Annotated in this window: 21 protein-coding genes; 13 read left to right on the forward strand and 8 right to left on the reverse strand. The window is 66.1% G+C overall.

Annotation, left to right across the window (positions count from 1 at the left end):
* Positions 1-9 precede the first annotated feature (9 nt).
* Entirely contained in the window at positions 10-1,383 is a 1,374-nt protein-coding gene (locus ABZ720_RS04960) for a pilus assembly protein TadG-related protein (RefSeq protein WP_366554395.1), read from the reverse strand.
* A 510-nt stretch (positions 1,384-1,893) separates the two neighbouring features.
* On the opposite strand from ABZ720_RS04960, the gene ABZ720_RS04965 reads away from it, so the two are divergent.
* From ABZ720_RS04965 to ABZ720_RS05010, 10 genes are all read left to right on the forward strand, one after another.
* Positions 1,894-2,085 (forward strand): Flp family type IVb pilin, encoded by a 192-nt coding sequence (locus tag ABZ720_RS04965; protein ID WP_366554396.1) that lies wholly within the window; start codon positions 1,894-1,896, stop codon positions 2,083-2,085.
* A 97-nt stretch (positions 2,086-2,182) separates the two neighbouring features.
* The gene (locus ABZ720_RS04970) at positions 2,183-2,632 is read left to right on the forward strand and encodes an A24 family peptidase (protein ID WP_366554397.1); all 450 of its coding nucleotides are present in this window, start codon (positions 2,183-2,185) and stop codon (positions 2,630-2,632) included.
* 25 nt (positions 2,633-2,657) lie between these two features.
* Positions 2,658-3,614 carry a Flp pilus assembly protein CpaB gene (cpaB, locus tag ABZ720_RS04975; RefSeq protein WP_366554398.1) on the forward strand — a complete coding sequence of 319 codons (957 nt, stop codon included), beginning with the start codon at positions 2,658-2,660 and terminating at the stop codon, positions 3,612-3,614.
* Positions 3,614-4,978, forward strand: coding sequence for a type II and III secretion system protein family protein (locus ABZ720_RS04980; protein WP_366554399.1), 1,365 nt, complete (start codon positions 3,614-3,616; stop codon positions 4,976-4,978). The genes cpaB and ABZ720_RS04980 overlap by 1 nt, the downstream gene beginning before the upstream one ends.
* 8 nt (positions 4,979-4,986) lie before the next feature.
* Positions 4,987-5,658 carry a CpaD family pilus assembly lipoprotein gene (locus tag ABZ720_RS04985; protein WP_366554400.1) on the forward strand — a complete coding sequence of 224 codons (672 nt, stop codon included), beginning with the start codon at positions 4,987-4,989 and terminating at the stop codon, positions 5,656-5,658.
* Between the two features lie 5 nt (positions 5,659-5,663).
* Complete coding sequence (locus ABZ720_RS04990; RefSeq protein WP_366554401.1) at positions 5,664-6,893, forward strand: CpaE/TadZ family protein; 1,230 nt, start codon at positions 5,664-5,666, stop codon at positions 6,891-6,893.
* Positions 6,894-6,901: 8 nt separating this feature from the next.
* On the forward strand, positions 6,902-8,500 hold the full coding sequence (locus tag ABZ720_RS04995) for a TadA family conjugal transfer-associated ATPase (RefSeq protein WP_366554402.1): 1,599 nt from the start codon (positions 6,902-6,904) through the stop codon (positions 8,498-8,500).
* Entirely contained in the window at positions 8,497-9,492 is a 996-nt protein-coding gene (locus tag ABZ720_RS05000; protein ID WP_366554403.1) for a type II secretion system F family protein, read from the forward strand. The genes ABZ720_RS04995 and ABZ720_RS05000 overlap by 4 nt, the downstream gene beginning before the upstream one ends.
* A complete protein-coding gene (locus tag ABZ720_RS05005; RefSeq protein WP_366554404.1) occupies positions 9,489-10,439 on the forward strand; it encodes a type II secretion system F family protein in 951 nt (316 codons plus the stop codon). The genes ABZ720_RS05000 and ABZ720_RS05005 overlap by 4 nt, the downstream gene beginning before the upstream one ends.
* A 522-nt stretch (positions 10,440-10,961) precedes the next feature.
* The gene (locus ABZ720_RS05010) at positions 10,962-13,820 is read left to right on the forward strand and encodes an Rne/Rng family ribonuclease (RefSeq protein ID WP_438264081.1); all 2,859 of its coding nucleotides are present in this window, start codon (positions 10,962-10,964) and stop codon (positions 13,818-13,820) included.
* Between the two features lie 110 nt (positions 13,821-13,930).
* On the opposite strand, the gene accC is transcribed toward ABZ720_RS05010, so the two are convergent.
* Genes accC through aroQ form a run of 3 tightly spaced genes read right to left on the reverse strand, consistent with a single transcriptional unit; the run spans position 13,931 to position 16,200 of the window.
* A complete protein-coding gene (gene accC, locus ABZ720_RS05015; RefSeq protein ID WP_366554406.1) occupies positions 13,931-15,274 on the reverse strand; it encodes an acetyl-CoA carboxylase biotin carboxylase subunit in 1,344 nt (447 codons plus the stop codon).
* Between the two features lie 21 nt (positions 15,275-15,295).
* On the reverse strand, positions 15,296-15,745 hold the full coding sequence (gene accB / locus ABZ720_RS05020; protein WP_366554407.1) for an acetyl-CoA carboxylase biotin carboxyl carrier protein: 450 nt from the start codon (positions 15,743-15,745) through the stop codon (positions 15,296-15,298).
* On the reverse strand, positions 15,742-16,200 hold the full coding sequence (gene aroQ / locus ABZ720_RS05025; RefSeq protein ID WP_366554408.1) for a type II 3-dehydroquinate dehydratase: 459 nt from the start codon (positions 16,198-16,200) through the stop codon (positions 15,742-15,744). Before aroQ ends, accB begins: the two co-directional genes overlap by 4 nt.
* Positions 16,201-16,795: 595 nt before the next feature.
* On the opposite strand from aroQ, the gene ABZ720_RS05030 reads away from it, so the two are divergent.
* Positions 16,796-18,217, forward strand: coding sequence for an ammonium transporter (locus tag ABZ720_RS05030; protein ID WP_366554409.1), 1,422 nt, complete (start codon positions 16,796-16,798; stop codon positions 18,215-18,217).
* A 39-nt stretch (positions 18,218-18,256) separates the two neighbouring features.
* Entirely contained in the window at positions 18,257-18,496 is a 240-nt protein-coding gene (locus ABZ720_RS05035; RefSeq protein WP_366554410.1) for a hypothetical protein, read from the forward strand.
* A gap of 160 nt (positions 18,497-18,656) precedes the next feature.
* On the opposite strand, the gene ABZ720_RS05040 is transcribed toward ABZ720_RS05035, so the two are convergent.
* The 3 genes from ABZ720_RS05040 to nthA are packed head-to-tail and all read right to left on the reverse strand — an operon-like array spanning position 18,657 to position 20,303.
* On the reverse strand, positions 18,657-18,980 hold the full coding sequence (locus tag ABZ720_RS05040; protein WP_366554411.1) for a nitrile hydratase accessory protein: 324 nt from the start codon (positions 18,978-18,980) through the stop codon (positions 18,657-18,659).
* A complete protein-coding gene (gene nthB, locus ABZ720_RS05045; protein WP_366554412.1) occupies positions 18,967-19,626 on the reverse strand; it encodes a nitrile hydratase subunit beta in 660 nt (219 codons plus the stop codon). The genes ABZ720_RS05040 and nthB overlap by 14 nt, the downstream gene beginning before the upstream one ends.
* Positions 19,623-20,303 (reverse strand): nitrile hydratase subunit alpha, encoded by a 681-nt coding sequence (nthA, locus tag ABZ720_RS05050; protein ID WP_366554413.1) that lies wholly within the window; start codon positions 20,301-20,303, stop codon positions 19,623-19,625. The genes nthB and nthA overlap by 4 nt, the downstream gene beginning before the upstream one ends.
* 191 nt (positions 20,304-20,494) lie before the next feature.
* On the opposite strand from nthA, the gene can reads away from it, so the two are divergent.
* Complete coding sequence (can, locus tag ABZ720_RS05055) at positions 20,495-21,127, forward strand: carbonate dehydratase (RefSeq protein ID WP_366554414.1); 633 nt, start codon at positions 20,495-20,497, stop codon at positions 21,125-21,127.
* Positions 21,128-21,130: 3 nt separating this feature from the next.
* Here can and hemB read toward each other — a convergent pair whose 3' ends face one another.
* The gene (gene hemB / locus ABZ720_RS05060) at positions 21,131-22,177 is read right to left on the reverse strand and encodes a porphobilinogen synthase (protein WP_366554415.1); all 1,047 of its coding nucleotides are present in this window, start codon (positions 22,175-22,177) and stop codon (positions 21,131-21,133) included.
* Positions 22,178-22,260: the final 83 nt, after the last annotated feature.

Genomic DNA, 22,260 nt, shown 5'->3' on the forward strand with positions numbered 1-22,260 from the left:
CGGTCTTTGTCAGCGGGCGAGGCGAACATTGGCGTGATAGTCCGGGTGGTTGGCTGGCGTTACCGGCCGGATGATCTCGGCCAGTATGCGATCCTCCGAGTCCACTTCCTGGGTGATGAAGACTTCGATGTAGCCTTCGTCGACGACATAAATGCCGCGGCCTTTCACGTCCTGGTCCTGACAGTTGATCAGCGGCAGGCGGAACACCCGTCGCAAGGGGCCGTTACTGGCCAGCGGCGTGGACTCGGGCGTGCTGTCCTCCCAGCGGTTCTTCTCGGTGGCACCGACGGCCTGGGGCATTTGCGGCTTGTTCGGAATGACCTCCTCGAAGCCTGTCGGTGGAGTGCCGGAGAAGGGATAGATGGTTTGGCGCCCTGATCCGGTCTGGCGCGCAAAAATTTCACCCAGTTCATAGAGATACATCTGGTAGCGGGTGTACTGGGTGAGATAATCCGGCGGCACATGGCCCTGATGCTGGTGCATTGCCTGCCAGTAGGCGTAGGGGTCCCAGACGCCGTTGCCCAACAGAATGCCGCTGCTGTCTATGTTCCCATCCGCCGGGTAGTTGATGACATTGGGCGCCGGGTAGGGGTGGCTGTTGAGATCGAAGCGGGCGTTAATGCCCCTGCGCACCGGGCCCATCATCTTGCCGGGCTCGGTGGTAAGGTCGAGGCTGTAGCAGTCCTCCGGCTCCACAGCGGCCAGGGCGCCTTCCAGGCGGTTGGCGCCGCCGGAACCGTCGGGCAGGGCCAGCATGCCGAAGTTGCCGGGACCGGCTTTATTGCCGCTGGGCTCGTTGAGCACCACCTGGCGGCCGGCGTTGCTCGGATCCGTTAGGTCGAGGCTGCTGTCCACTTCCGCAGGATTGCACATCATCATCGGCGGGGCGTGGCACATGAAGGGCTGCGGTGCGGCGGCGGCCCGCGCGCCGATGGTGGTGGAGCGGTCGCCGTCTTCATTGCCGTTGGCCATGTGCAGAAAGCCGGCAAAGAGGAAGTTGAGCTGGCGCTGCTCGACGACCACCTCCACCGCAAGGGCGTCGGCATCGCTGGTCGCCGGGGTCTCGTCGAGCAGCGAGCTGTAGAAACGGATTTCCTCGATCAGCAGATCGGCGCTGTCTGCCGGCAGGCCGCTTTGCGCCCGGAAGGCATTGCGTGCCACATCCTCGGCCCGCGCCCGCGCCCCGCCGCGGCTGTCGAGCTGTACGGCGGCGGCCATGGCGGCGGTGTCGGCGGCGTTCTGCATCTGCGTGCGCAGCAGCATCATGCGCCCGGTGTCGATGCCCAGCGCCCCCAGGCCCAGCAGCAGTGCCATAGAAAGCGCGACATACAGCAGTACTCCGCCATCGCGGTTGTGGCGCAGAGCGCGCAGGCTTGCCAACATGTCCCCATCCCTCCAACAGCGGCGCCCCGGCCCACCAGCGGGTCTCGGCGCCCTGCCCCAAAATTCACACTTCCCACTCCCCCGTCATTGCGAGGAGGCGCAGCCGACGCGGCAATCCAGGGCGGCCGCTCCTGGCCCTGGATTGCCGCGCTCCCGTTCGTCGCTCGCAATGACGGTGGGTGTGGCCCCTCATCTATTGCGGGCAAGACGGGCGTCAGTGGAGCGCGGCACGACAAGGCAAAGTTAGTACAGCCGTTACCACGATTAAAGTGCCAAGACGGCCTTGCGACAGGGGGCAGCAAGAAAAAACAATTGAATAAAACTTGATGTACGTGATTCTGCGTAGCTGGATCGGATGTGTGTAAAATGTCCCTCAAAATAAGAGGCGGCGATTACACAATCTTACAAAATATGTGACTATTATGGAGCAAGTCGTGCTTGACCGCATGCTTCGCTCTGCTTATTCCTGTGTCCAAGCGCAATCCAGCGCTGGCTTGGGGAGTAAAAGACATGAATACCTTTCTCTCGCTTCTGATGGCCCTGCGCAGCAACAAATCGGGCGCAACGGCGATTGAGTATGGCTTGATTATTGGGCTTATCGCGATTGTGCTCGTTGTTGCGATAACGGCCGTAGGAACTGATCTTGAATCTCTGTTCACTGGTGTAAGCGACGCTATCGGAGAAGCAGAAGAACCTGCCTAAGCGTAGTTAGCAAAATATAAAGGCGGCGCATGAAGTGTTCAATCAGCGCCGCCTTTTTGTTTTACAATAGTACGTTATTCGGTTCGGGGTGTGGCCAGTGCTGAGTGCGGCAGGTTGTTTGTTTCTAATCGTGTTGCTCTTGGCCTGTCAGTCGGATTTACGTTTGCGTTGGATCTCGGATGCTTTTCCAGCGTTTCTTGCCGCCGCCGGCCTGCTCTTCACCGCGCTGACCGGTGGCTGGCCTTTTCTCGGTTATACCCTCGCAGGCGCCCTGGCCGTCTTCCTCCTGGGCCTGCTGGCCTTTCGCTACGGCATCCTGGGCGGGGCGGATGTGAAGTTGTTGAGCGCCGCGGCGCTCTGGCTGCAGCCGGCGCAGCTCCTGGTTTTCCTGCAGGTCACGGCGCTGGCCGGCGGGGTGCTGGCCCTGGTCTACCTGTTGCTGGCCCGTCTGCGCGGCGAGTCGGCGGGCAGCGTGAAGCTGCCCTATGCCGTGGCCATCGCCGCCGGCGGCCTCGCCGTCACCCCCAGCCTCGCCGGCTGGCTCTGACGGCCCCTCTTAAAGGAGACATGACATGCGCGCTTCCACGCTTTTGTTGGTGACGGTGGCGCTCTTGGCTGCCGGGGGGACGGCCTATGTGGGGCAGCAGTGGCTGGCTTCGCAGCAGGCGCAGTCGGTTGCCGATGCGACGCAGCCCCAGGTGGAGGCGACGCGCTATGTCCAGATCATGGCCGCGGCGGAGGATCTGCCCACCGGAACAGTCCTGCGGGAATCCCATATCCTCTGGCAGGACTGGCCCGAGGATGCCCCGGCCCTCAACTACTATCGCCAGGACGAGGTGGAACTGGAGGAGCTGCTTGGTGCCGTGCTGCGCAGTCCGGTGTCCGCCGGGGAGCCTGTCAGTCGCACCCGTCTGGTCCAGCAGGGTGAGCGCGGCTTCCTCGCCGCCATCCTCACGCCGGGCATGCGCGCCGTCTCGGTGCCGGTCAACGCCACCACGGGCATTGCCGGCCTGGTGATGCCCGGCGATCGGGTGGACTTGATGCTTTCGCATGCCTACGATCCTATGGCTGGGGACAGTCGGGGCGCCGGTCGCGCCGCCACCACGGTGCTGGGGGACTTGCGGGTGCTGGCCATCGACCAGAGAGTGGATCATCAGGCGGGAGAGCCATTCGTGGCCAAGAACGTCACCCTTGAGGTGACCGCCAAGCAGGCGGAAGCCCTGGCGGTGGCCAATGACCTGGGCGTGCTCACCCTGGCCCTGCGCGCCATCGGGGAGGAGAGCGATCCGCTCCCCATGCCGACCAACGGCAGCCCCGGGTTGCTGCAGGCCGCCGCCCTCAACGGCAGCATCGCCAGTGATGCAGTGGCGGCGGAAGAGCCGGCACCCAGAGGCTATCGTCCGACACTGGACAGCGAGGTCGTGCCCCTGCTGGCGCCGCCTCCCGAAGAGATCCGAGCCGCCAAGCCCCGCGTCACCGTCGTGCGCGGCGGGGAGGTTAGCGTGGTTGGCGGGGAAGAGGAGAGTTGATGCACCGGCTGCTGCTGCCACTCCTGCTCATTATCTGTGTTCTTGCGCCCGCCCAACCGCGGGCTGCAAGCGTTCTGGAAGCGGGGACGGTCGGTGGCGTCGTCGTGCCCGTGGGGGAAGGGCGGCTGCTGCGCCTGGAGCGGCCGGTGGCCAGCGTCTTCATCGCCAATCCCGAGGTGGCCGACGTGCAGGTGCAATCGCCGCGCATGATCTACGTCTTCGGCAAGCGCACCGGCCGCACCAACCTCTTCGCCCTCGATGAGGAGGAGGAGGTGATCTTCAGCGGCGGGGTGCAGGTGACCCACGACCTTGCAAGCCTGCGCCGCGCGCTGGGCACCATGGGCAGCGCCGAGGATGTCAGGCTGGAATCCATCGACGGCGGCCTGGTGATCAGCGGCACGGTGGACTCCGCCGAGGCGGCCGAGAACCTGCGCCGGGTCGCGGCCCGCTACGCTGGCGAGAACGAGGAGATCATCAACCGTGTCCGGGTCGAGGGCGCCAACCAGATCAACCTGCGCGTCCGGGTGGCCGAGGTTTCGCGCCAGGCATCGCGCGCGCTGGGCATCCGCTGGGACAGCCTGATCGATACCAGCAACTTCCAGTTCGGACTGGTCGGTGGCGCGGGCGTTGCCGCGGGCGGTGCCTTCTCCGCCGGCGTCGGCTTCTCGAACAGCAATATCGGCATCAATATCATCCTCGACGCCCTGGCCGAGGAAGGACTGCTCACCGTCCTGGCCGAACCGAACCTGACCACGCTCTCGGGCGAGGAGGCCAGCTTCCTGGCCGGCGGTGAGTTCCCCATTCCGGTGGCGCAGTCCGACGACACGCTCACCGTCGAGTACAAGCGTTACGGCGTCAGCCTGACCTTCACGCCGGTGCTGCTCTCGGGCGGGCGCATCTCCCTGCATGTGGCACCGGAGGTGAGCGAGCTGGCGCCCCAGGCGGGCGTGGAGCTGGACGGTCTCTCCATTCCCGGCATCACCACCCGGCGGGCCGACACGCGGGTGGAGCTGGGAAGCGGCCAGAGCTTCGCCATCGCCGGCCTGCTCAGCAACAGCGTGCAGCAGGACAACACGCGCCTGCCACTGCTGGGCGACCTGCCGGTGCTGGGGGCGCTCTTCCGCTCCAGCCGCTTCCAGCGCGGGGAGACGGAACTGGTGATCATCGTCACTCCCTATGTGGTGCAGCCCGCCGGCAGCGAGCGGCGCCTGGCCGAGCCGACCGACGGCTTTGCCCCGCCCGATGAGGTGCGCCGCCTGCTCTTCGGCGAAGTCTACGCCACCGACGCCAGCTACCGCAGCATGATCGACAGCCGCCTGGGCGACCGGCAACTGCGCGGTTCCGTCGGCTTCACCCTGGAGTGACGCCGATCATGCGCAGATCCCAGATTTCCCGCCTGCTGCTCCTGCCGCTGTTCCTGCTGCTGGCCGCCTGTACCCAGACCAGTCCGGAGCAGGCGGCTTTCGGGCCGAAGCGCATCGCTATCACGCCGCAGTTCCATGAACTGGAGGTCTATTTCCCGGCCGGCGCCGCCGAGCCGACCGCGGAAGAGCGCATGCGGTTTTTGGCTCGGCTGCGGGCGATTGGCCTCGAGCGCGGCGACGAGTTGGTGATCCCCGGGCAGGACGGCCTGGCGCGGGCCCGGGCGGACGCACTTTATCGCTTGGCGGCGTCGGTCCAGGGCGCGCCCGTGCAGCAGGCTGCCGCCCGCTCCTCGACGGCCAGATCCCTGACCGCCGATGCCGGTGCGGCGCGCGGTGAGGAGGTGATCCGCGCATTGGTGATTCGCCGCCAAGTGCGTGTGCCCAACTGCCCCGACTGGAGCCGCGGCGGCATGCAGGACTGGCGAAATCTGCCCACCAGCAACTTCGGCTGCGCCACCGCGGTCAATCTCCGCGAGATGGTGGCCGACCCGCGCGACCTGGTCGTCGGGCGCGGCAGCGAGTCCTACGATGGCGAGCGCGCGGCCATCGCGATCCAGCGTTACCGAGAGTGGCCGCAGGAGCGCGAAGAGGTCGAGTCCGCCTTCGGCATTCTGGAGTAGGGGCCATGGCAGCCGCGATGCCCCAAGCCGCAGTTCCGGGTGATGAGAGCGACCGCGAACTGCTCGCTGCCTATCTAGTCGATTCCGCCAGCCGGCAACTGCTCGACCAGTTTGCCGAGCAGCGTGGCTGGCCAGGCGACGAGATCCAGGAGGGCGGTCTGGCCGCCGCGGGGCGGATGCTGGGCCTGGTGCCGCCGGCACGGGTCGTCGTGCTCGACATCTCCGGCGCCGAGAACAGCGAGGAGGCGCACGAGGTCATCCGCGGCCTGAAGGCGGAAGGGGCGGCCGTGGTCGCGCTCGGCGGCCTCAACGACGTCGGCCTCTACCGCAGCCTTGTGGGCGCCGGCGCCGTCGACTACCTGGTCAAGCCGGTGACGCTGGAGATGCTGGACGCCAGCGTCGAACTGGCCCTGCACAAGCCGGCCGGCGGTGAGGTGGCGGTGCGGCGCGGGCAGACCCTGGCCGTTTCGGGCGTGCGCGGCGGCGTGGGCGCCAGCCTCCTCACCGCCTCGCTGGCCTGGGTGGCGGCGGAAACCTTGATGCGCCGGGTGCTGCTGATCGACCTGGACCTGGCCTTCGGCATCCAGGCGCTGCTGCTGGATGCGGAAACCGGCCGCGGCCTGCGCGAGGCCCTGGAGGACCCGGAGCGCGTCGATGCCCTCTTCGTGGAGCGTGCGGTCTCGCAACCGGCCAACCGCCTGCACCTGCTGGCCGCCGATCCGGGCACCGAGGTGGAGAGCGCGGGCTTAGCTTCGGCCTTGGCCGCACTGATCGATGAGGTGGCAACGCATTATGACCTGGTGCTTGTCGACCTGCCGCGGCATCTGCTGCTGGGCGAGGTCACGGCCAACCGCGTGTTCGACGGGCACCTGCTGGTGGGCGACCCCGGGCTGGCCAGCCTGCGCGACGCCAACCGCCTGACCCGGCTGCTGCGCAGCGGCGGCGAGCAGGCGCCCAGCCTGCACTATGTGATCAACGGCGTCGGCAAGGGACGTGGCGCCGAGGTGCTGAACGCCAACTATCGCCAGGCCCTGGAGCCAGCGCTGCTGGCCGAGCTTCCCTTCGACCCGGAGACGACCCGGCGCAGTGCCGACATGGGGCGGCCACTGTCGCAACTGGCACCGCGCGGGCGCCTTACTAAGGGGGTCGAGCAACTGGCGGTGTCGCTCTTCGGCGCGCCGCCGCGCCGCCGGCGCAAGAACGGCCTCTTTTCCGGCCTACGCCGGCGCAAGTGAGGTGAGCCATGGATGGTGGACAGGCAGTGACCGCGCCCGCTCTCGATACCCCCGGCCGTCCGGCGGCCGGTCTGCTGGATGAGGTGCGCGCCGACCTGAAGGCGGCCCTGCCTGAGGGCGCGGCGGCGCAGCTCCCCCGTCGTCGCCTCACGCAGCAGGTGGCGCGCTCGCTCGGCACCGTGCTGGAGTCGAGGGGCCAGGAACTGGACCTCACCACCCAGCGCGAACTGATCAACCAGCTTCTGGATGAATTGCTGCAGGCGGCTGAAAGCAAGCCGCAGGCCGAAGCGCCGCCGTTTACCCCCGAGCCGAGCCGGCAGGAAAGCGTCGGCCGCCAGCGCCAGCGCCAGCGCTTGGAGACGGTAAAGGACCAGCTCCTGCCCGACCTGATGGAGCGCATGGACTTGACCGTCGCCGCGCGCATGTCCCGCGAAGAGCTGGGACCGCAGCTCTCCGAACTGGTCAACGAGCTGCTGCAGGAGCAGAAGCAGCAGCTCAACAGCGGCGAGCAGAAGGCGCTGGTGGCGCTGCTGGTTCACGACATGCTGGGACTGGGGCCGCTGGAGCCGCTGCTGGCCGACCCCAGCATCACCGACATCATGGTCAACGGCCCCTTCCAGGTCTACGTGGAGCGGGGCGGCAAGCTGGAACTGACCGAGGTCACCTTCCGCAACAACGCCCATGTGATGAACGTGGCGACGCGCATCGTCACCCGCATCGGCCGGCGCATCGACGAGTCGACGCCGCTGGTCGACGCCCGCCTGGAGGACGGCAGCCGCGTCAACATCATCGCGCCGCCGCTGGCCATCGACGGCCCCACCATCTCGATCCGCAAGTTCTCGGAAAAGAAAATCACCCTCGACATGATGGCGCGGCAGGGCAACATCTCGCCGCCGCTGTCCGAGGTTCTGAAGATCTTCGGGCGCTGCCGCCTCAACATCATGATCTCGGGCGGCACCGGCTCGGGAAAGACCACGCTGCTGAACGCGCTGTCGCACTTGATCGATCATGGCGAGCGCGTGGTGACCATCGAGGACGCCGCCGAGTTGCAGCTGCAGCAGCCCCATGTGGTGCGCCTGGAGACCCGACCGCCGAGCCTGGAAGGCACCGGGGAGATCACCATGCGCGACCTGGTGAAGAACGCTCTGCGCATGCGCCCCGACCGCATCATCCTGGGCGAGGTGCGTGGCGCCGAGGCTTTCGACATGCTGCAGGCCATGAACACCGGCCATGACGGCTCCATGTGCACCCTGCACGCCAACTCGCCGCGTGAGGCGCTGACCCGTCTGGAGAACATGCTGGCCATGACCGGCATCCGCCTGCCCAGCAAGGCCATGCGCACCCAGATCGCCGACTCGGTGAACCTGATCGTGCAGATCAGCCGCATGCGCGACGGCATGCGCCGCATCACCCGGGTGACCGAGATCACCGGCATGGAGGAGGAGGTCATCACCACCCAGGACCTCTTCATTTTCGAGTTCGAGGGTGAGGACGACCGCGGCCGCCTCTACGGCCGCTTCCGCTCCACCGGCGTCCGGCCGCAGAACATGACCCGCGCCGAATACTTCGGACTGGGCGCGCGCCTGATGGAGGCCATGTCGGAATGAGCGACTGGCTCACACCCGTCCATCTGCTGCTTTTCTTAGGGTTGCTGGCCTGTTTCCTGCCGCTCTTCATCGTGCTGGGGCGTGCCATCAGCGGCGATGAGCGGCGCATGCACCGGCGCATGCTGATGGCGGCCAAGGGCGGTGCGCTGCGCCAGGCCCCGCGGCGGGTCGACAGCGTGCGCCGTGAGGAGGGCGCGCGCAGCCTGCGTTCCCTGGACCGCCTGCTCAGTCGCGGCCTGCCGCGCCACTCCGGCCTGGCCCAGCGGCTGCAGCGCAGCGGCAGCGGCCTCACGCTTGCGGGCTATGCGCTCTGCTGTGTGGTCGCCGGCTTCGTTGTGCTGCTGCTGCTCATGGTTCTGGCCGGCATGTCGCTGCCGCTGGCATTGTTTGGGGGCATCGCCCTCGGGCTGTTGCTGCCGCACATCGTCATCGGCGTGATGATCGGCCGGCGTCAGGCCAAGTTTCTCTCGGCGCTGCCCGAGGCGCTGGACGTCATCGTGCGCGGCCTGCGCTCCGGCCTGCCGATCATCGACAGCATCGGCGTGGTGGCACGGGAGTTCGAGGATCCCATCGCCGGGGAGTTCCTGGCCATTTCCGACGGGGTGCGCCTGGGCCGTCCGCTGGAGCAGGCGGTGGCCGATGCCGCCAATCGCATCGACTTGCCGGACTTCCGCTTTTTCGCCGTGGCCGTGGCGATCCAGCGCGAGACCGGCGGCAACCTGGGGGAAACCCTGCAGAGCCTCTCCAGCGTGCTGCGCGGCCGTCAGCAGCTCAAGCTGAAGGTCAAGGCGCTCTCGGCCGAGGCCCGCTCCGGCGCCATGATCGTGGGCTCCCTGCCGCCGGCCATGCTCTTCCTGCTCAACCTGCTCAATCCCGACTATGTGGGCGTGCTGTTCAACGACCCGCGCGGCCAGATCATGCTGGGAGTGGCGGCGCTGCTGATCGTGGCGGGCGCCGGCACGATGATGAAGATGGGGAAGATCAAGGCATGAACGGCCTGCTGCAGCCCGGCCCCGCCCTGCTGGCGCTCTTTGCCGCCGTCAGCGTCGGTGCCCTGGTGATCGCGGTGGGCCTCGCGCTGGATCGGCGCATGCAGGTCAACGCCCGCATCAAGCTGCTGGCTCGCGGCGCCAACACGGCCCGGCCGCGCCGCAATGACCGGCGGGTGCAGTTCGACCGCTTCTCCGGCGCCTTCCGCACGGTGATGAACCGGATGCTGCGCGTTGGCCGGCGCCAGGTCGATGCCGCCCGCCACAATCTCGTGCGGGCGGGCTGGCGCAGCCCGGCGGCCGTGAACAGCTACTTCACTGCCAAGCTGCTGCTGCCCTTCGGCGGCGGCATCGGTGCGGCCTTCGCGGTCTATGTGCTCGACATCGGTGGCTTGAGCGCGCTCTTCAAGATCGCCGCCGTGCTGGGCGCGGCCATTGTCGGCAGCTATCTGCCCGACCTGCTGATCCGCAACCGCCGGGAAAAGCGGGGCCAGCAGATCCGCGAAGCCATCCCCGACACCCTCGATCTCATGGTGATCTGCGCCGAAGCGGGCCTGTCCATCGATCCGACCCTGGAGCGCATCGGCCGGGAAATGGAACAGGGCGCCCCGGCCATGTCCGACGAGCTGCGCCTGACCGTCACCGAGCTGCGCTACCTGCCGGACCGGCACAAGGCCTGGGAGAACCTGAACCACCGCACCGAGCTCGACGAGCTGCGCATCGTGGTCAACGCCCTGATGCAGACCGAACGCTACGGCACTTCGCTCGCCCAGTCCCTGCGCGTGCTGTCCGTGGAACAGCGCGAAGCCCGGCGGCTGCGCGCGGAGGAGAAGGCGGCGCGGCTGCCGGCGATCATGACCCTGCCGCTCATCGCGCTCATTCTGCCGGCGCTGATTCTCATTGTCATCGGGCCGGCCGCTCTCAACATGATAGACACCTTCAGCGGCTGAACCTCTTAGCCCCTGGGGCAGCCCCTGGGTCCGCGCCCGGGATCGGCCTTGACTTTTCCCCGCTGGCATTGCGTCAAAGTGATTGTCGTGGGGTCTTCAGAGGTCTAATCTGGCTTTGCCTGGCATCCTCGAGGGTTCATTCATCGAGGTGCGGCCGTTTCGAATGGATCGGGTGATGGCTGCTCCGCATGACAAGCGGTAGCGCCTCCCGCCGAGGCAGGCGAAGCGGTCACCGCGCAGGACACAAGCCGAGGCTTAGCGGAATACGAACCGTGGCCTCATTTCGCGGAGCGGAGCCAATTGCGCGTCCGCTCCTGCGCTCCTCGCAACCATCGTGGTGGCCCCACCGGGCCCGCCCCGGGAGAAGCACAAGTGCGCGTCGAACAACGCCGACGAAATTGCTGGGGGCGCCGCCAATGATTCTGTTTTCACATCTGACAAGCGCGCCGCCGGCCGCGTCGACCTGCGGGACAGCGTCCCCGGTCGAAGCCGCCGCCGCTCGGCGCGCGCTGGAGTTCCCGTATGGCACAACGGATGCTAATCGATGCTACCCGCCCGGGCGAAGCCCGGGTGGTCGTTCTCAGCGGTAACCGGGTCGAGGAATTCGACTACGAGACCGCCACCAAGACCCAGGTCAAGGGCAACATCTATCTCGCCAAGGTCACCCGGGTAGAGCCTTCGCTGCAGGCCGCCTTCGTCGAGTACGGTGGCAATCGCCACGGTTTCCTGCCTTTCAGCGAAATCCACCCCGACTACTACCGCCTGCCCATCGCTGACCGCGAGAAGTTGATCGCCGAAGAGGCCGCAGAACGCGCGCGCCAGAGCGAAAAGGCTGACGCCGCCGACAGTGGCGATGGTGACGAGCGCCCGAGCGAGGGCCCGCCGGAATCCGCCATGGACCGGGCGCTGGACCAGGACGTGCCGGAAGAGCCCGACAACGGCGAGAGCAAGGACGGCAATGGCAGCGACATTGAGGTCATCGCTTCGGAGACCTCTGTCGACACCATCGGCGGCGACGACATCGAGGATGCCGCTCGTCGGCGCGCCCAGCTTCTCCGCAAGTACAAGATCCAGGAGGTGGTCAAGCGCCGGCAGGTGATGCTGGTGCAGGTGACCAAGGAGGAGCGCGGCAACAAGGGTGCGGCGCTCACCACCTATCTCTCCCTGGCCGGGCGCTACTGCGTTCTGATGCCCAACACCGCCAAGGGCGGCGGGATCAGCCGCAAGATCTCCAGCGCCGCCGACCGCCGCCGCCTCAAGTCCGTGGTTTCCGAGCTGGAGATCCCCGAGGGCATGGCGGTCATCGTGCGCACCGCCGGCAGCCAGCGCACCAAGACCGAGATCCGCCGGGACTACGAGTACCTGCTGCGACTCTGGGACGACATCCGCAACAAGACGCTCGAATCCAGTGCGCCCTGCCTGGTGCATGAGGAAGCCAACCTGATCAAGCGGGCGATCCGCGACGTCTACACCCGCGAGATGGACAGCATCGAGGTGGAAGGCGAGGAGGGCTACAAGGCGGCGCGCAGCGTGATGCGCATGCTGATGCCCAGCCACGTCAAGAAGATCACCCACTACAAGGAAGCCGAGGTCCCGCTCTTCCAGAAGCATCGGGTGGAAGAGCAGCTCGAGGCCATGCACGCGCACACGGTGCAACTGCGCTCGGGCGGTTCGATCGTGCTCAATCCGACCGAGGCCCTGGTGGCGATCGACGTCAACTCGGGCAAGGCGACGAGCGAGCGCCATATCGAGGAGACGGCCTTCAAGACCAACCTCGAGGCCGCCGACGAGATTGCCCGGCAGCTGCGCCTGCGCGATCTGGCCGGCCTGATCGTCATCGACTTTATCGACATGGAGGAGTCGCGCCACAATCGTGAGGTGGAGCGGCGCTTGAAGGAGGCGATGAAGCAGGACCGGGCGCGGATCCAGCTCGGTCGCATCAGCCCCTTCGGTCTCTTGGAACTGTCGCGCCAGCGCCTGCGGCCCTCGCTGTTCGAGACGGTGAACATCGCCTGCCCGACCTGCCGCGGCCTCGGCCACCTGCGCTCGCCGGATTCCCTCTCGCTGTCGCTGATGCATCAGGTGGCGGACGAAGCGGCGCGCCGTGGTGCGGGGCGGATCGAGGTGCAGGCTCCAGGCGCACTGGCGCTCTATCTGCTCAACGAGAAGCGCAGCTATGTCCAGGACATGGAGAACCGCTTCGGCATCACGCTCTTCGTGCGGGTCGATGACAACCTCGGACCGCAGGAGTTCGTGCTGCGCCGCCTGACCAGCGAAGGCCGGGTCGAGGAGCGACGCATCGACACCCAGCAGAGCGCGGCCCCGGCCACGATCGCCGAGGAGTCCGAGACCGAAACTTCCGAGAACGGTGACGGCAAGGGACGCTCGAGCAGCCGCGGTCGTCGTCGCGGCGGGCGCAGCCGCAACAACCGTGAGGAGTCCGCCGAGGCAAGCGCCCCCGAGACCCAGGAGGTTGAGGAGGTGGCAGAGGCCACCCAGCAGGCGGAAAAGGCCCCCTCGCCGGGCGAAGACGAGGACGAGCAGGAGCGCGCCAGCAAGCGCCGTCGCCGCGGTCGCCGTGGCGGTCGCCGCCGCCGCAGCAAGCGGGACGACGAGGAGCAGCAGACAACCGTGCAGGGTCAGGACCAGGACGGCCAGTCCCAGCCTGATCAGAGCGAGGGCGCCGGGAGTGCAGCGGGCGAGCCATCGGCGGAGCCTGCCGACCAGTTCGAGACTGCCGAGGATGCTGGCGAACCCGTGACGACTGAAGCCGCGCCGGCAGCCGAGGCCACCGCAGGCGTGAGCGAAGCGACCGAAGCCTCCGATACCGCGGAAACGGCGGACGAGGAGAAGCCGGCTCCGAAGAAGCGCAGCCGGCGCAGCCCGCGTCGCAAGACCGCTGCTACGACCGAGGAAAGCGCAGCGGAAGCCACTCCGTCCGAAGGCGAGACGGAAACGGGCGAGGCCGAAAGCAAGCCCAAGCGCCGCCGTGCCCCGCGCCGCAAGACGACTGCAGCCAGCAAGGCGCCGGAGACGGCGAGCGAGACCAGCGATGAGCCGGCCGGTGAAGGCGTAGGCGAGACTCCGGCACAAGCCGCAGATGAGCCTGTGCCGCAGGCCGAAGCCGAGCCGGTGCAAACGCCTGCGTCGGCGCCCCAGCCGAAACCGCAGGAGCAGTCTCAGCCTGAGCCGGCAGCCGAAGCCTCACCCCAGCCTGACGTGGAGCCGACATCCGACGGCCACGCCGGGGCGCAGCATCGAGCCGAGCCGGACCGCGCGACCGCGCACCAGCCGGCCGGCGAGGGGGAGACTGCAGTTGCGGAGTCCGAGGAAGAGAAGCCAGCCCGGCCGCGGCGTCGCGGCTGGTGGGCCCGCGGCTGATCGCGGTTTCCCGCGAAGTCTTTCGAGGCCAGAAAAGCGGAGGGTCGCCGCAGTGCTTGCGGCGACCCTTTGTCTTTTGATCAGGCGCTACCCCGGCAGTCGCTCTGGCTCTACCGGTGGGCGGCCATCCACTTTTCCAGCCAGTGAATGTCGTAGGTTCCGTTGATGAAGCTAGGGTCTTCCACCAGACGACGGTGGAGCGGCAGCGTGGTCTCGATGCCGTCGATCACCATCTCTTCCAGGCAGCGGCGCAGGCGCATGAGGCACTCATTGCGGGTCTGGCCGTGTACCACCAGCTTGGCGATCAGACTGTCGTAGTGCGGCGGCACGCGATAGCCGCCGTAGATCGCACTGTCCACGCGCACACCCAGTCCACCTGGCGGGTGGTAGTCGAGAATCTTGCCGGGGGAGGGCACGAAGGTTTCCGGATGCTCGGCATTGATCCGGCACTCCACTGCGTGTCCGGTGAAGGTCACATCCTCCTGCCGGATCGTCAGCGGGTGGCCGGCGGCAATGCGGATCTGTTCGCGCACCAGATCGATGCCGGTGATCATCTCCGTGATGGGATGCTCGACCTGCAGACGGGTGTTCATCTCGATGAAGTAGAAGTTGCCGTCCTCATAGAGGAACTCGATGGTCCCCGCCGAGCGATAGCCAAGACTGAGCATGGCCTGACGCGCGGTATCGCCAATCCGGGCGCGGGACTCGGCATTGAGGGCAGGGGAAGGCGCTTCCTCCAGCACCTTCTGATGCCGGCGCTGCAGCGAGCAGTCGCGCTCTCCCAGATGCAGGGCATTGCCTTGGCCGTCGGCCAGGATCTGCACCTCGATGTGCCGCGGGTGCGTCAGGTACTTCTCGATATAGACCTCGTCGTTGCCGAACGCGGCCTTGGCTTCGTTGCGCGCCATGCGATAGGCGTCTTCGATTTCTTCGGCACTGCGCGCCACCTTCATGCCGCGCCCGCCGCCGCCGGCGGCGGCCTTGACCAGCACCGGATAACCGATGGAGCCAGCCACCGACCGGGCCTCCTCCATGCTGGTGACGGCACCGTCGGAGCCCGGAACCACAGGAAGACCCAGCTTGATCGCGGCTTCCTTGGCCTGCACCTTGTCGCCCATCATGGCGATGTGCTTCGGCTCCGGACCGATGAAGACGAGGCCGTGCTCCTCCACCATCTCGGCGAAGCGGGCGTTCTCCGAGAGAAAGCCGACCCCGGGGTGGATGGCATTCGCCCCGGTCATGGTCGCGGTGGTGAGGATCGCGGCCATGTTGAGGTAGGACTTGTTGGAGGGTGCGGGGCCGATGCACACGCTTTCGTCGGCCAGACGCACATGCATGGCATCGGAGTCCGCCGCAGAGTGGACCGCCACGGTGGCAATGCCCATTTCCCGGCAGGCCCGGTGGATGCGCAGCGCGATCTCGCCGCGATTGGCAATCAGGACCTTTTCAAACACCGCTGGTGCTTCCTTCTCGCTTCACTCGAGCACCAGCAGGGGTTCGCCGAACTCAACCGGCTGGCCGTCCTGCACAAGGATCCGCGAGACCCGGCCGGCGCGCGGCGAGGGCATGGCGTTCATGACCTTCATGGCCTCGATGATCAGCAAGGTCTGGCCCTCGGCGACGGTATCGCCCGGCTGTACGAAGGGCTTGGCGCCAGGCTCGGAGGCGAGATAAGCCGTTCCCACCATCGGTGAAGTGACGGCGGAGCCGCTTTCCGCCGCGGCGGGAGCGGCCGGGGCAGCTTCGGCCGTAGCCGGAGCCGACGGAGCGGTGGCCATGGGCGCTGCGTGCACGACGGCAGGGGTCTTGGCCACGCGAATGCGGTGGTCGCCGTCCTCGACCTCGATCTCGGTCAGGCCGGTATCCTCCAGGATCGAAGCGAGGCGACGCAAAGCGTCTTCGTCGAGCGGAAACTTACGGTTCATGCGCCGTTATTGCCTTTCAGTCGATTTGCGAGCGCCAGCAGTGCTGCTCGATAGCCGTCAAAGCCCAGGCCGCAGATCACGCCGAAGGCTTGGGGGGTGACGTAGGAGTGGTGGCGGAAGCTCTCGCGTCGGAATATGTTGGACAGATGCACCTCGATGGTCGGCAGGCCCACGGCCTCCAGTGCGTCATGCACGGCAACGGAGGTGTGGGTGTAGGCACCGGCGTTCAGGATGATGGCAGAGAAACCCTGGGCTGCCTCGTGGATCCAGGTGACCAGTTCACCCTCGTGGTTGCTCTGTCGGCAGTCTACCTCCAATCCGAGGCGTGCACCTTCATCACGGCACAGCGCCTCCAGGTCGGCCAGGGTCGCCGTGCCATAGACGTCCGGCGCCCGGCGGCCGAGCATGTTCAGGTTCGGGCCATGAAGCACCAGCACGCGGATGGCGTCGGACAAGGTGGACTCCTGCGACGGTCGAGGATTGCAAAGCGTTATCACGCCCGGGCCAGAGGAGCAATGTTCCGACGTGTGGGCGGATACCGGTTTGTGGGCGGCATGTGATATTCTCGCAGGCGGGCGCAAGCGCTACTGGCCCGGCGGTTGCATAGCCTGTCCGCTGCCTAACGAGTTATGCCAGGATCCTATTGTACCGTGCCGATTCGCAGTGGGTAACCGCATGGAGTTGCGCGAGTCACGCAAATTTACGTGCCATTACTGTTGTACACATCAGGCGATCTCACGCTCCTCCTGGTCACCGCTTGCCGCACCTGTGCGAGGCTCAGTTCCAGCAGCGCCTGTTCTCCCTCTCTACATCGACTTCGTCGCGGAATGCCAACACAGAATATTCCAATACGAATTTATCTGTGGTAAAGCATTTTTCGCCGAAGGCACGAACCGCCGTCCGTGCCTTCATTCGTCAGACGATGAGGGAGACTCCCTATTCGATCAACCATCAATGTGACCAGCTTCTGAACACCAATCAACGGGTGGGCGCCCTGAGTGCTGTTGAGCCGGGGCAAGAAGAGGAAGCGGTCAGAACAGGGGAAGCTGAATGGACAACGAGCTCGTAGCTCTGACGACCATCTTCACCGAGTTTTATTACTGGGTGACGGTCGTCATGATGTTCCTTATTCACGTCGGACTTTTGATGTATGAGTTCGGCGCTACTAGACCTAAAAATCTTAACCAAACCATGACACGCCACTCTATGAGTCTGGCGCTGGTCACCATTACGTGGTTTCTTTTTGCCTGGTGGATATACTGGGCGTTCAACAACGGACCGTGGCTTTTCGGCGGCCTGATCTCCAATGACCTGACGGCGGCTGCACTGCCCTGGTCGGAATTCATGGGCCCGAACCTGGACGACAATATTCAGGGCGTTTTCTGGGCGGCCTTCTTGCTGTTTTCATGGGTCATGTGCGCCATTCTTTCAGGAACCGGTATTGAGCGGATACGCACCGGCGCCTTCATGATCCTGGCCGTGCTCATTGGATCGATTACCTGGATATGGCACGCCTCCTGGGGGTGGAACGCGGAAGGCTGGACCACGCAGTTGCTGGGTTATCATGACGCCTATGCGTCCGGTGTCATCCACGCGATTGCGGGTGGTGCCTGTCTCGCGCTGGCGATTGTACTCGGCCCGCGCGTGGGCAAGTTTGGCCCCAACGGCGAGGTGCGGGAAATCAAGCCGCACAACGCCTACTATTCCGTGATCGGCCTCTTCATCATTTATACAGGCTTCTGGGGCTTCTACGCCGCTTGCAACATTCCGATCATGGATATCAGCCCTGACGGTGAGGCGATGCGCTTGGGCGCGACCACGATCTACCTGACGCCCACCACGCTCTCCGCCATCACCTTCAACTTCCTGATGTCGCTCACCGGCGGCCTGATGGCAGGCTATATTGTGTCGCGCGGCGACCCTTACTGGGTCTTCTCCTGTGGTCTGGCCGGCATCATCTCGGCGTCTGCGGGCAACGATCTGTACCACCCGCTCATGGCCATGTTCGTCGGTGCCATTGGCGCGGTCATCGCCTATCGCGGCCATCACTACGTCGAGCGACGGTTCAAGATCGATGATCCCGTGGGTGCCATTGCGGTGCACGGTTATGCCGGCGTTTGGGGTCTCATTGCCTGCGGCTTCCTGCTCTGGGGCTATCCGGCGGCGCCTGCCGCTCCGGACGTTCAGAACTGGGCTGGTAGTGTTGGCTGGCTGGGCACCACGCCTGCCGGTGATCCGGCGATCAACCCGCTGGGCATGATCATCGGTGCCATCCTGACCTTCGGTGTGTTCGGTTTTCTCGCCACCTACGTGGTCTGCAAGATCCTCAACGCCATGGGAATCCTGCGCGAGCCCCGGGAGGTGGAACTGGTTGGTGCCGACACCTGGCGCGAGGCCGACAACTACCCCTATGGCGCCGGCAGGGTGACCGACTTCGAGCTAATCGAGCGCGAGGAGGCTCGGCGGCAATAGCCGCCGAGACCTCTTCGTTCTGACAAGGAGACCTGAATCATGTCTACAGGATTGAGAGACTGGGTCGGACTGGACAGCGTCGGCGCCTTCTATCCCTTCCAGGGCTTGGAATGGTTGCTGGTACTGGCCGCCGTGATCTTCTGGATCTGGTGGCACGTCCGCTGCATCCGCGACGAGGACAAGGAGATGACCGAGGCGGCCGAACACTACCGCCGCCACGGCGTCGAGAAGTTCATGACCCCGGACGGGAAGCCGCGCCGGACGGATCTGGAGAAATGACGTCCTGAACGTGTCCTGACGGAGAGGGCCGCGCCGGTCACCGGCGCGGCCCTTTTCCTTTGGTGGTTCACTCTGTTCCGTGGGTCGTGAGCGTCGACGAGCAGGCCGCATCACATCTCGCAAACGGCAAGTCAGTTCGGCGGATGCCTGAAGCCGTCGATCAGCTCTTTTCGGCCAGTCTGACCGGCTGCCCGTGCGGTGTGGTGCGATAGGCCTCGGCCCAGGCTTGTTCCAGGCGGTCGAGGTCGGGCCTTTCCGCCAGACGGCGATCGGTGAGAAGCACTTCCAGCGCTTTCAGCCAGGCCTCCCAATATCCGCCCTCGCTGTCCTCAGACCCGGCCGCGCGCCGCTTGCTCAGCTCGGTGCCGAAGACCTCGGCCCATTCACTCCAGGTGAAGCGGCCGGTTTCGTTGAGGCGGACAGTGATGGCGAAGGCCTGGGCTTGCCAGGGTTCGGCGAAGACTCTCGGTTCAGGCGGTTTCAAGGTGCGGCTCCCAGAGATCGAGGGTGACGCAGTCCTGCGGGCGGCCTTGCGGGCCCCAGAGTTCCCGCGCCGAGAAGCGCACGGCATAGAGATGCTGTGGCGTCTCGCCCTGGAAATGAGCATTGCTGTCGGCGAAGACGTGGGCGCCGTGATGCATGACGATCTCGCCGCGCTTGCCACGGGCGTAGCGGGGCAGGCGGGTGTGGCCAATGGGATGGTGATTGATGGCGCGCACGCTCTGGCCCACAGCAAAGCGCGGGGCCTGGTCGATGGCGCGCTCGGCGGGACCGCCACGCCGCAGGGCCGCGATCGCCTTCGCCGGGTCGAGCGGCGGCTGTGCCTTGCTGCTGCCGGGTGCGGGACGGCCTTCGCGCAGCTCCTCTTCTCTCACCAGGCCATGCTCGACCATCATGTTGGCCAGGGCTTCGATCCAGCGTTCGTAGTAGCTGTAGCGCAGATAGTCGGCCGGCGGCAGCTTCTCGCGCGCATGGCGCGAGGCGTCGATGTTCCACTTGCCCCAGGCGGCCATGGCGAGCGTGATGGCCAGGGCCCGGGCCTCCCACTCCCCATGGAAGACCGGTTCGTTTTCCTCCAGGGGCAGCGCACCAAAGCCGTGCATGCCGCCCATGTCATGGACGCCGTTCATGAGCGTGCCTCCTCGGGAGCGAGTGGCAGGCCGGTACCGATCATGGAATCGCGGGTCACCAGGTTGGCCAGTTCCTCCTCGCTCATTCCCTCCGTCCCGGCGGGGCGCTCCGGCAGCACCAGATAGCGCACCTCGGCGGTGGAATCCCAGACCTGTACCGCCTTGGTTTCGGGCAGTTCCACCCCGAACTCGCTGAGCACCCCGCGCGGATCGATCACCGCGCGCGAGCGGTAGGCATCGGACTTGTACCAGACCGGCGGCAGGCCCAGCACGGGCCAGGGGTAGCAGGAGCAGAGTGTGCAGACGACGAGGTTGTGCGTCGTCGCGTCATTCTCGACCACCACCATGTGCTCGCCCTGCCGACCCTGGAAATCCAGTTCGGCAATGGCTGCCGTGGCATCCTGGCGCAGGCGCTCCAGATAGGCCGGGTCGCTCCAGGCGCGAGCCACCACACGGGCGCCATTGCGCGGACCGACCTTCTCGGCATAGGTCTCGATGATGGCATCCAGCGCCTGCGGGTCGACCAGCCCCTTGTCCACCAGGAGCGTTTCGATCGCCTTCACGCGCAGAGCCGCGGGGGAGGGCGGGTGCTGATGCTCGTGATCATGCCCGTGATGGCTATGCCCGTGGCTTTCGTGCGCCTGGCCTTGGTGTTCGTGATCGCTCTTGTCATGCATCGCAATGGCTCCCTGACTGGCCTTCAGTTTGGCGCAGGAGACTGCTGCTGTCATCCCGTCACAGGCCCGTTCGGCGCGAGCTTGCCCCGGGGCTCGGACCCTGCCGAGGACCGCGGGCGCACAAAGGACTTGCGCGGCGGGAAGCGGCACGCCATTTCCCTTTCGTTCATGCGAAAATTAAGGTCTCACCGATGATCAGCAAGCTGCTGGAAAACAATCGCCGCTGGGCCGCGCGGCAAATCAAGGTTGATCCCGATTTCTTCACCCGCCTGTCGCAGCAGCAGGCGCCGGAGTATCTCTGGATCGGCTGCGCCGACAGCCGGGTTCCGGCCAATCAGATCGTCGGTCTCGACCCGGGCGAGCTCTTCGTGCACCGCAACGTCGCGAACATCGTCCACGGCGCCGATGTGAACTGCCTTTCGGTGCTGCAGTTCGCGGTTGAAGTGCTGAAAGTCAAACATGTTATCGTCTGCGGTCACTACGGTTGCGGCGGTGTGCGCGCCGCATTGGCCGGGCGGCAGTTCGGGCTGATCGACCACTGGCTCTGGCCGCTGCGGGAACTGCGCGCCACCAATGCCGAGGAATTAGCCCGCTGTGAGGACGAGGATACGCGGGTCGACCGTCTCTGCGAAATCAACGTCGCAGCCCAGGTCTTGAATGTGGCGCGCACGCCCATCGTGCAAAACGCCTGGCATCGCGGGCAGCCCTTGAAGCTGCACGGCTGGGTCTACGGCCTCAAGGACGGCATCGCCCACGATCTGAACCTGACGATCTCAGGACCGGACGGCCTGGATCCGGCACACGTGCTGGAAGCCCTGGAGTAAGGCTCAGCCCTCCTTGAGCTTTCGGGCCACGTCGAGGGCGAAGTAGGTCAGCACGGCGCTGGCCCCGGCGCGCTTGAAGGCGAGCAGAGATTCCAGCATTGCACGCTCGCCGTCGAGCCAGCCCTGGTCGGCGGCGCCGCGGATCATCGCGTACTCGCCCGACACTTGGTAGGCGAGGGTGGGGACCGCGAAGGTGTCTTTGACCCGCCGGATGATGTCGAGATAGGGCATGCCCGGCTTAACCATCACCATGTCGGCGCCCTCCTGCAGATCCAAGGCCACCTCGCGCAGGGCCTCGTCGCTGTTGGCCGGGTCGAGCTGGTAGGTCTTCTTGTCGCCCACCAGCGCACCGCTGGATCCGATGGCGTCGCGGAAGGGGCCGTAGAAGGCGCTGGCATACTTGGCGGCGTAGGAGCAGATCTTCACCTGCTCGAAGCCTGCTGCATCGAGGCAGGTCCGGATGGCGCCCACCCGACCGTCCATCATGTCCGAGGGCGCGATGACGTCACAGCCGGCTTCCGCCTGAACGCGGGCCTGCTTGCACAGCACCTCGATGCTCTCGTCGTTGAGCACCTGGCCTTCGTGCACCAGGCCGTCATGGCCCAGGGAGTTGAAGGGGTCGAGCGCCACGTCGCAGACGATGCCGATCTGCGGCACCGCGGCCCTGATGGCGCGTACGGCGCGGCAGACGAGGTTCTCCGGATCCACGGCTTCCCGGCAGTCCGGGCTTTTGCGGGCGTCGGCGACGTGGGGAAAAATCGCGATCGCGGGAATGCCCAGCGAGGCGGCGGCACCCACGGCCTCGACGGCCTCGGCGATGGTGTAGCGGCGCACGCCCGGCATGGAGGGGATCGTGGTCTGGGGCTCGTCATCCTCGCGCACGAAGATCGGCCAGATCAGATCCTCGACCCCCAGCCGATTTTCGGCGACCAGATCGCGCACCCAGGGTGCGGTCCGGTTGCGGCGCATCCGGATCTGCGGAAAGCTGCCGGCAAGTGCAGGTGTGGCAAGCGGCCCGGCCAGAGGCCGAGGAGTGCGGTAATCCGACATCGATCTATCCGAGTGACTTGTTGGCGAGGATTGCCGCGCAGTCTAGGTTCAGTGACCGCGCGCAACAAGCATTCCCGAATGCA

Origin of the sequence: Aquibaculum sediminis (genome assembly GCF_040712085.1) — a bacterium.
Lineage (GTDB): Bacteria > Pseudomonadota > Alphaproteobacteria > Kiloniellales > DSM-21159 > Aquibaculum > Aquibaculum sediminis.

Bases quoted from the DNA above. Each gene is read 5' to 3' on its own strand.
- ABZ720_RS04960 (WP_366554395.1), bottom strand. From the start codon at position 1,383: ATGTTGGCAAGCCTGCGCGCTCTGCGCCACAACCGCGATGGCGGAGTA.
- ABZ720_RS04965 (WP_366554396.1), top strand. From the start codon at position 1,894: ATGAATACCTTTCTCTCGCTTCTGATGGCCCTGCGCAGCAACAAATCG.
- cpaB (WP_366554398.1), top strand. From the start codon at position 2,658: ATGCGCGCTTCCACGCTTTTGTTGGTGACGGTGGCGCTCTTGGCTGCC.
- ABZ720_RS04980 (WP_366554399.1), top strand. From the start codon at position 3,614: ATGCACCGGCTGCTGCTGCCACTCCTGCTCATTATCTGTGTTCTTGCG.
- ABZ720_RS04985 (WP_366554400.1), top strand. From the start codon at position 4,987: ATGCGCAGATCCCAGATTTCCCGCCTGCTGCTCCTGCCGCTGTTCCTG.
- ABZ720_RS04990 (WP_366554401.1), top strand. From the start codon at position 5,664: ATGGCAGCCGCGATGCCCCAAGCCGCAGTTCCGGGTGATGAGAGCGAC.
- ABZ720_RS04995 (WP_366554402.1), top strand. From the start codon at position 6,902: ATGGATGGTGGACAGGCAGTGACCGCGCCCGCTCTCGATACCCCCGGC.
- ABZ720_RS05000 (WP_366554403.1), top strand. From the start codon at position 8,497: ATGAGCGACTGGCTCACACCCGTCCATCTGCTGCTTTTCTTAGGGTTG.
- ABZ720_RS05005 (WP_366554404.1), top strand. From the start codon at position 9,489: ATGAACGGCCTGCTGCAGCCCGGCCCCGCCCTGCTGGCGCTCTTTGCC.
- ABZ720_RS05010 (WP_438264081.1), top strand. From the start codon at position 10,962: ATGGCACAACGGATGCTAATCGATGCTACCCGCCCGGGCGAAGCCCGG.
- accB (WP_366554407.1), bottom strand. From the start codon at position 15,745: ATGAACCGTAAGTTTCCGCTCGACGAAGACGCTTTGCGTCGCCTCGCT.
- ABZ720_RS05030 (WP_366554409.1), top strand. From the start codon at position 16,796: ATGGACAACGAGCTCGTAGCTCTGACGACCATCTTCACCGAGTTTTAT.
- ABZ720_RS05035 (WP_366554410.1), top strand. From the start codon at position 18,257: ATGTCTACAGGATTGAGAGACTGGGTCGGACTGGACAGCGTCGGCGCC.
- nthB (WP_366554412.1), bottom strand. From the start codon at position 19,626: ATGAACGGCGTCCATGACATGGGCGGCATGCACGGCTTTGGTGCGCTG.
- nthA (WP_366554413.1), bottom strand. From the start codon at position 20,303: ATGCATGACAAGAGCGATCACGAACACCAAGGCCAGGCGCACGAAAGC.
- can (WP_366554414.1), top strand. From the start codon at position 20,495: ATGATCAGCAAGCTGCTGGAAAACAATCGCCGCTGGGCCGCGCGGCAA.
- hemB (WP_366554415.1), bottom strand. From the start codon at position 22,177: ATGTCGGATTACCGCACTCCTCGGCCTCTGGCCGGGCCGCTTGCCACA.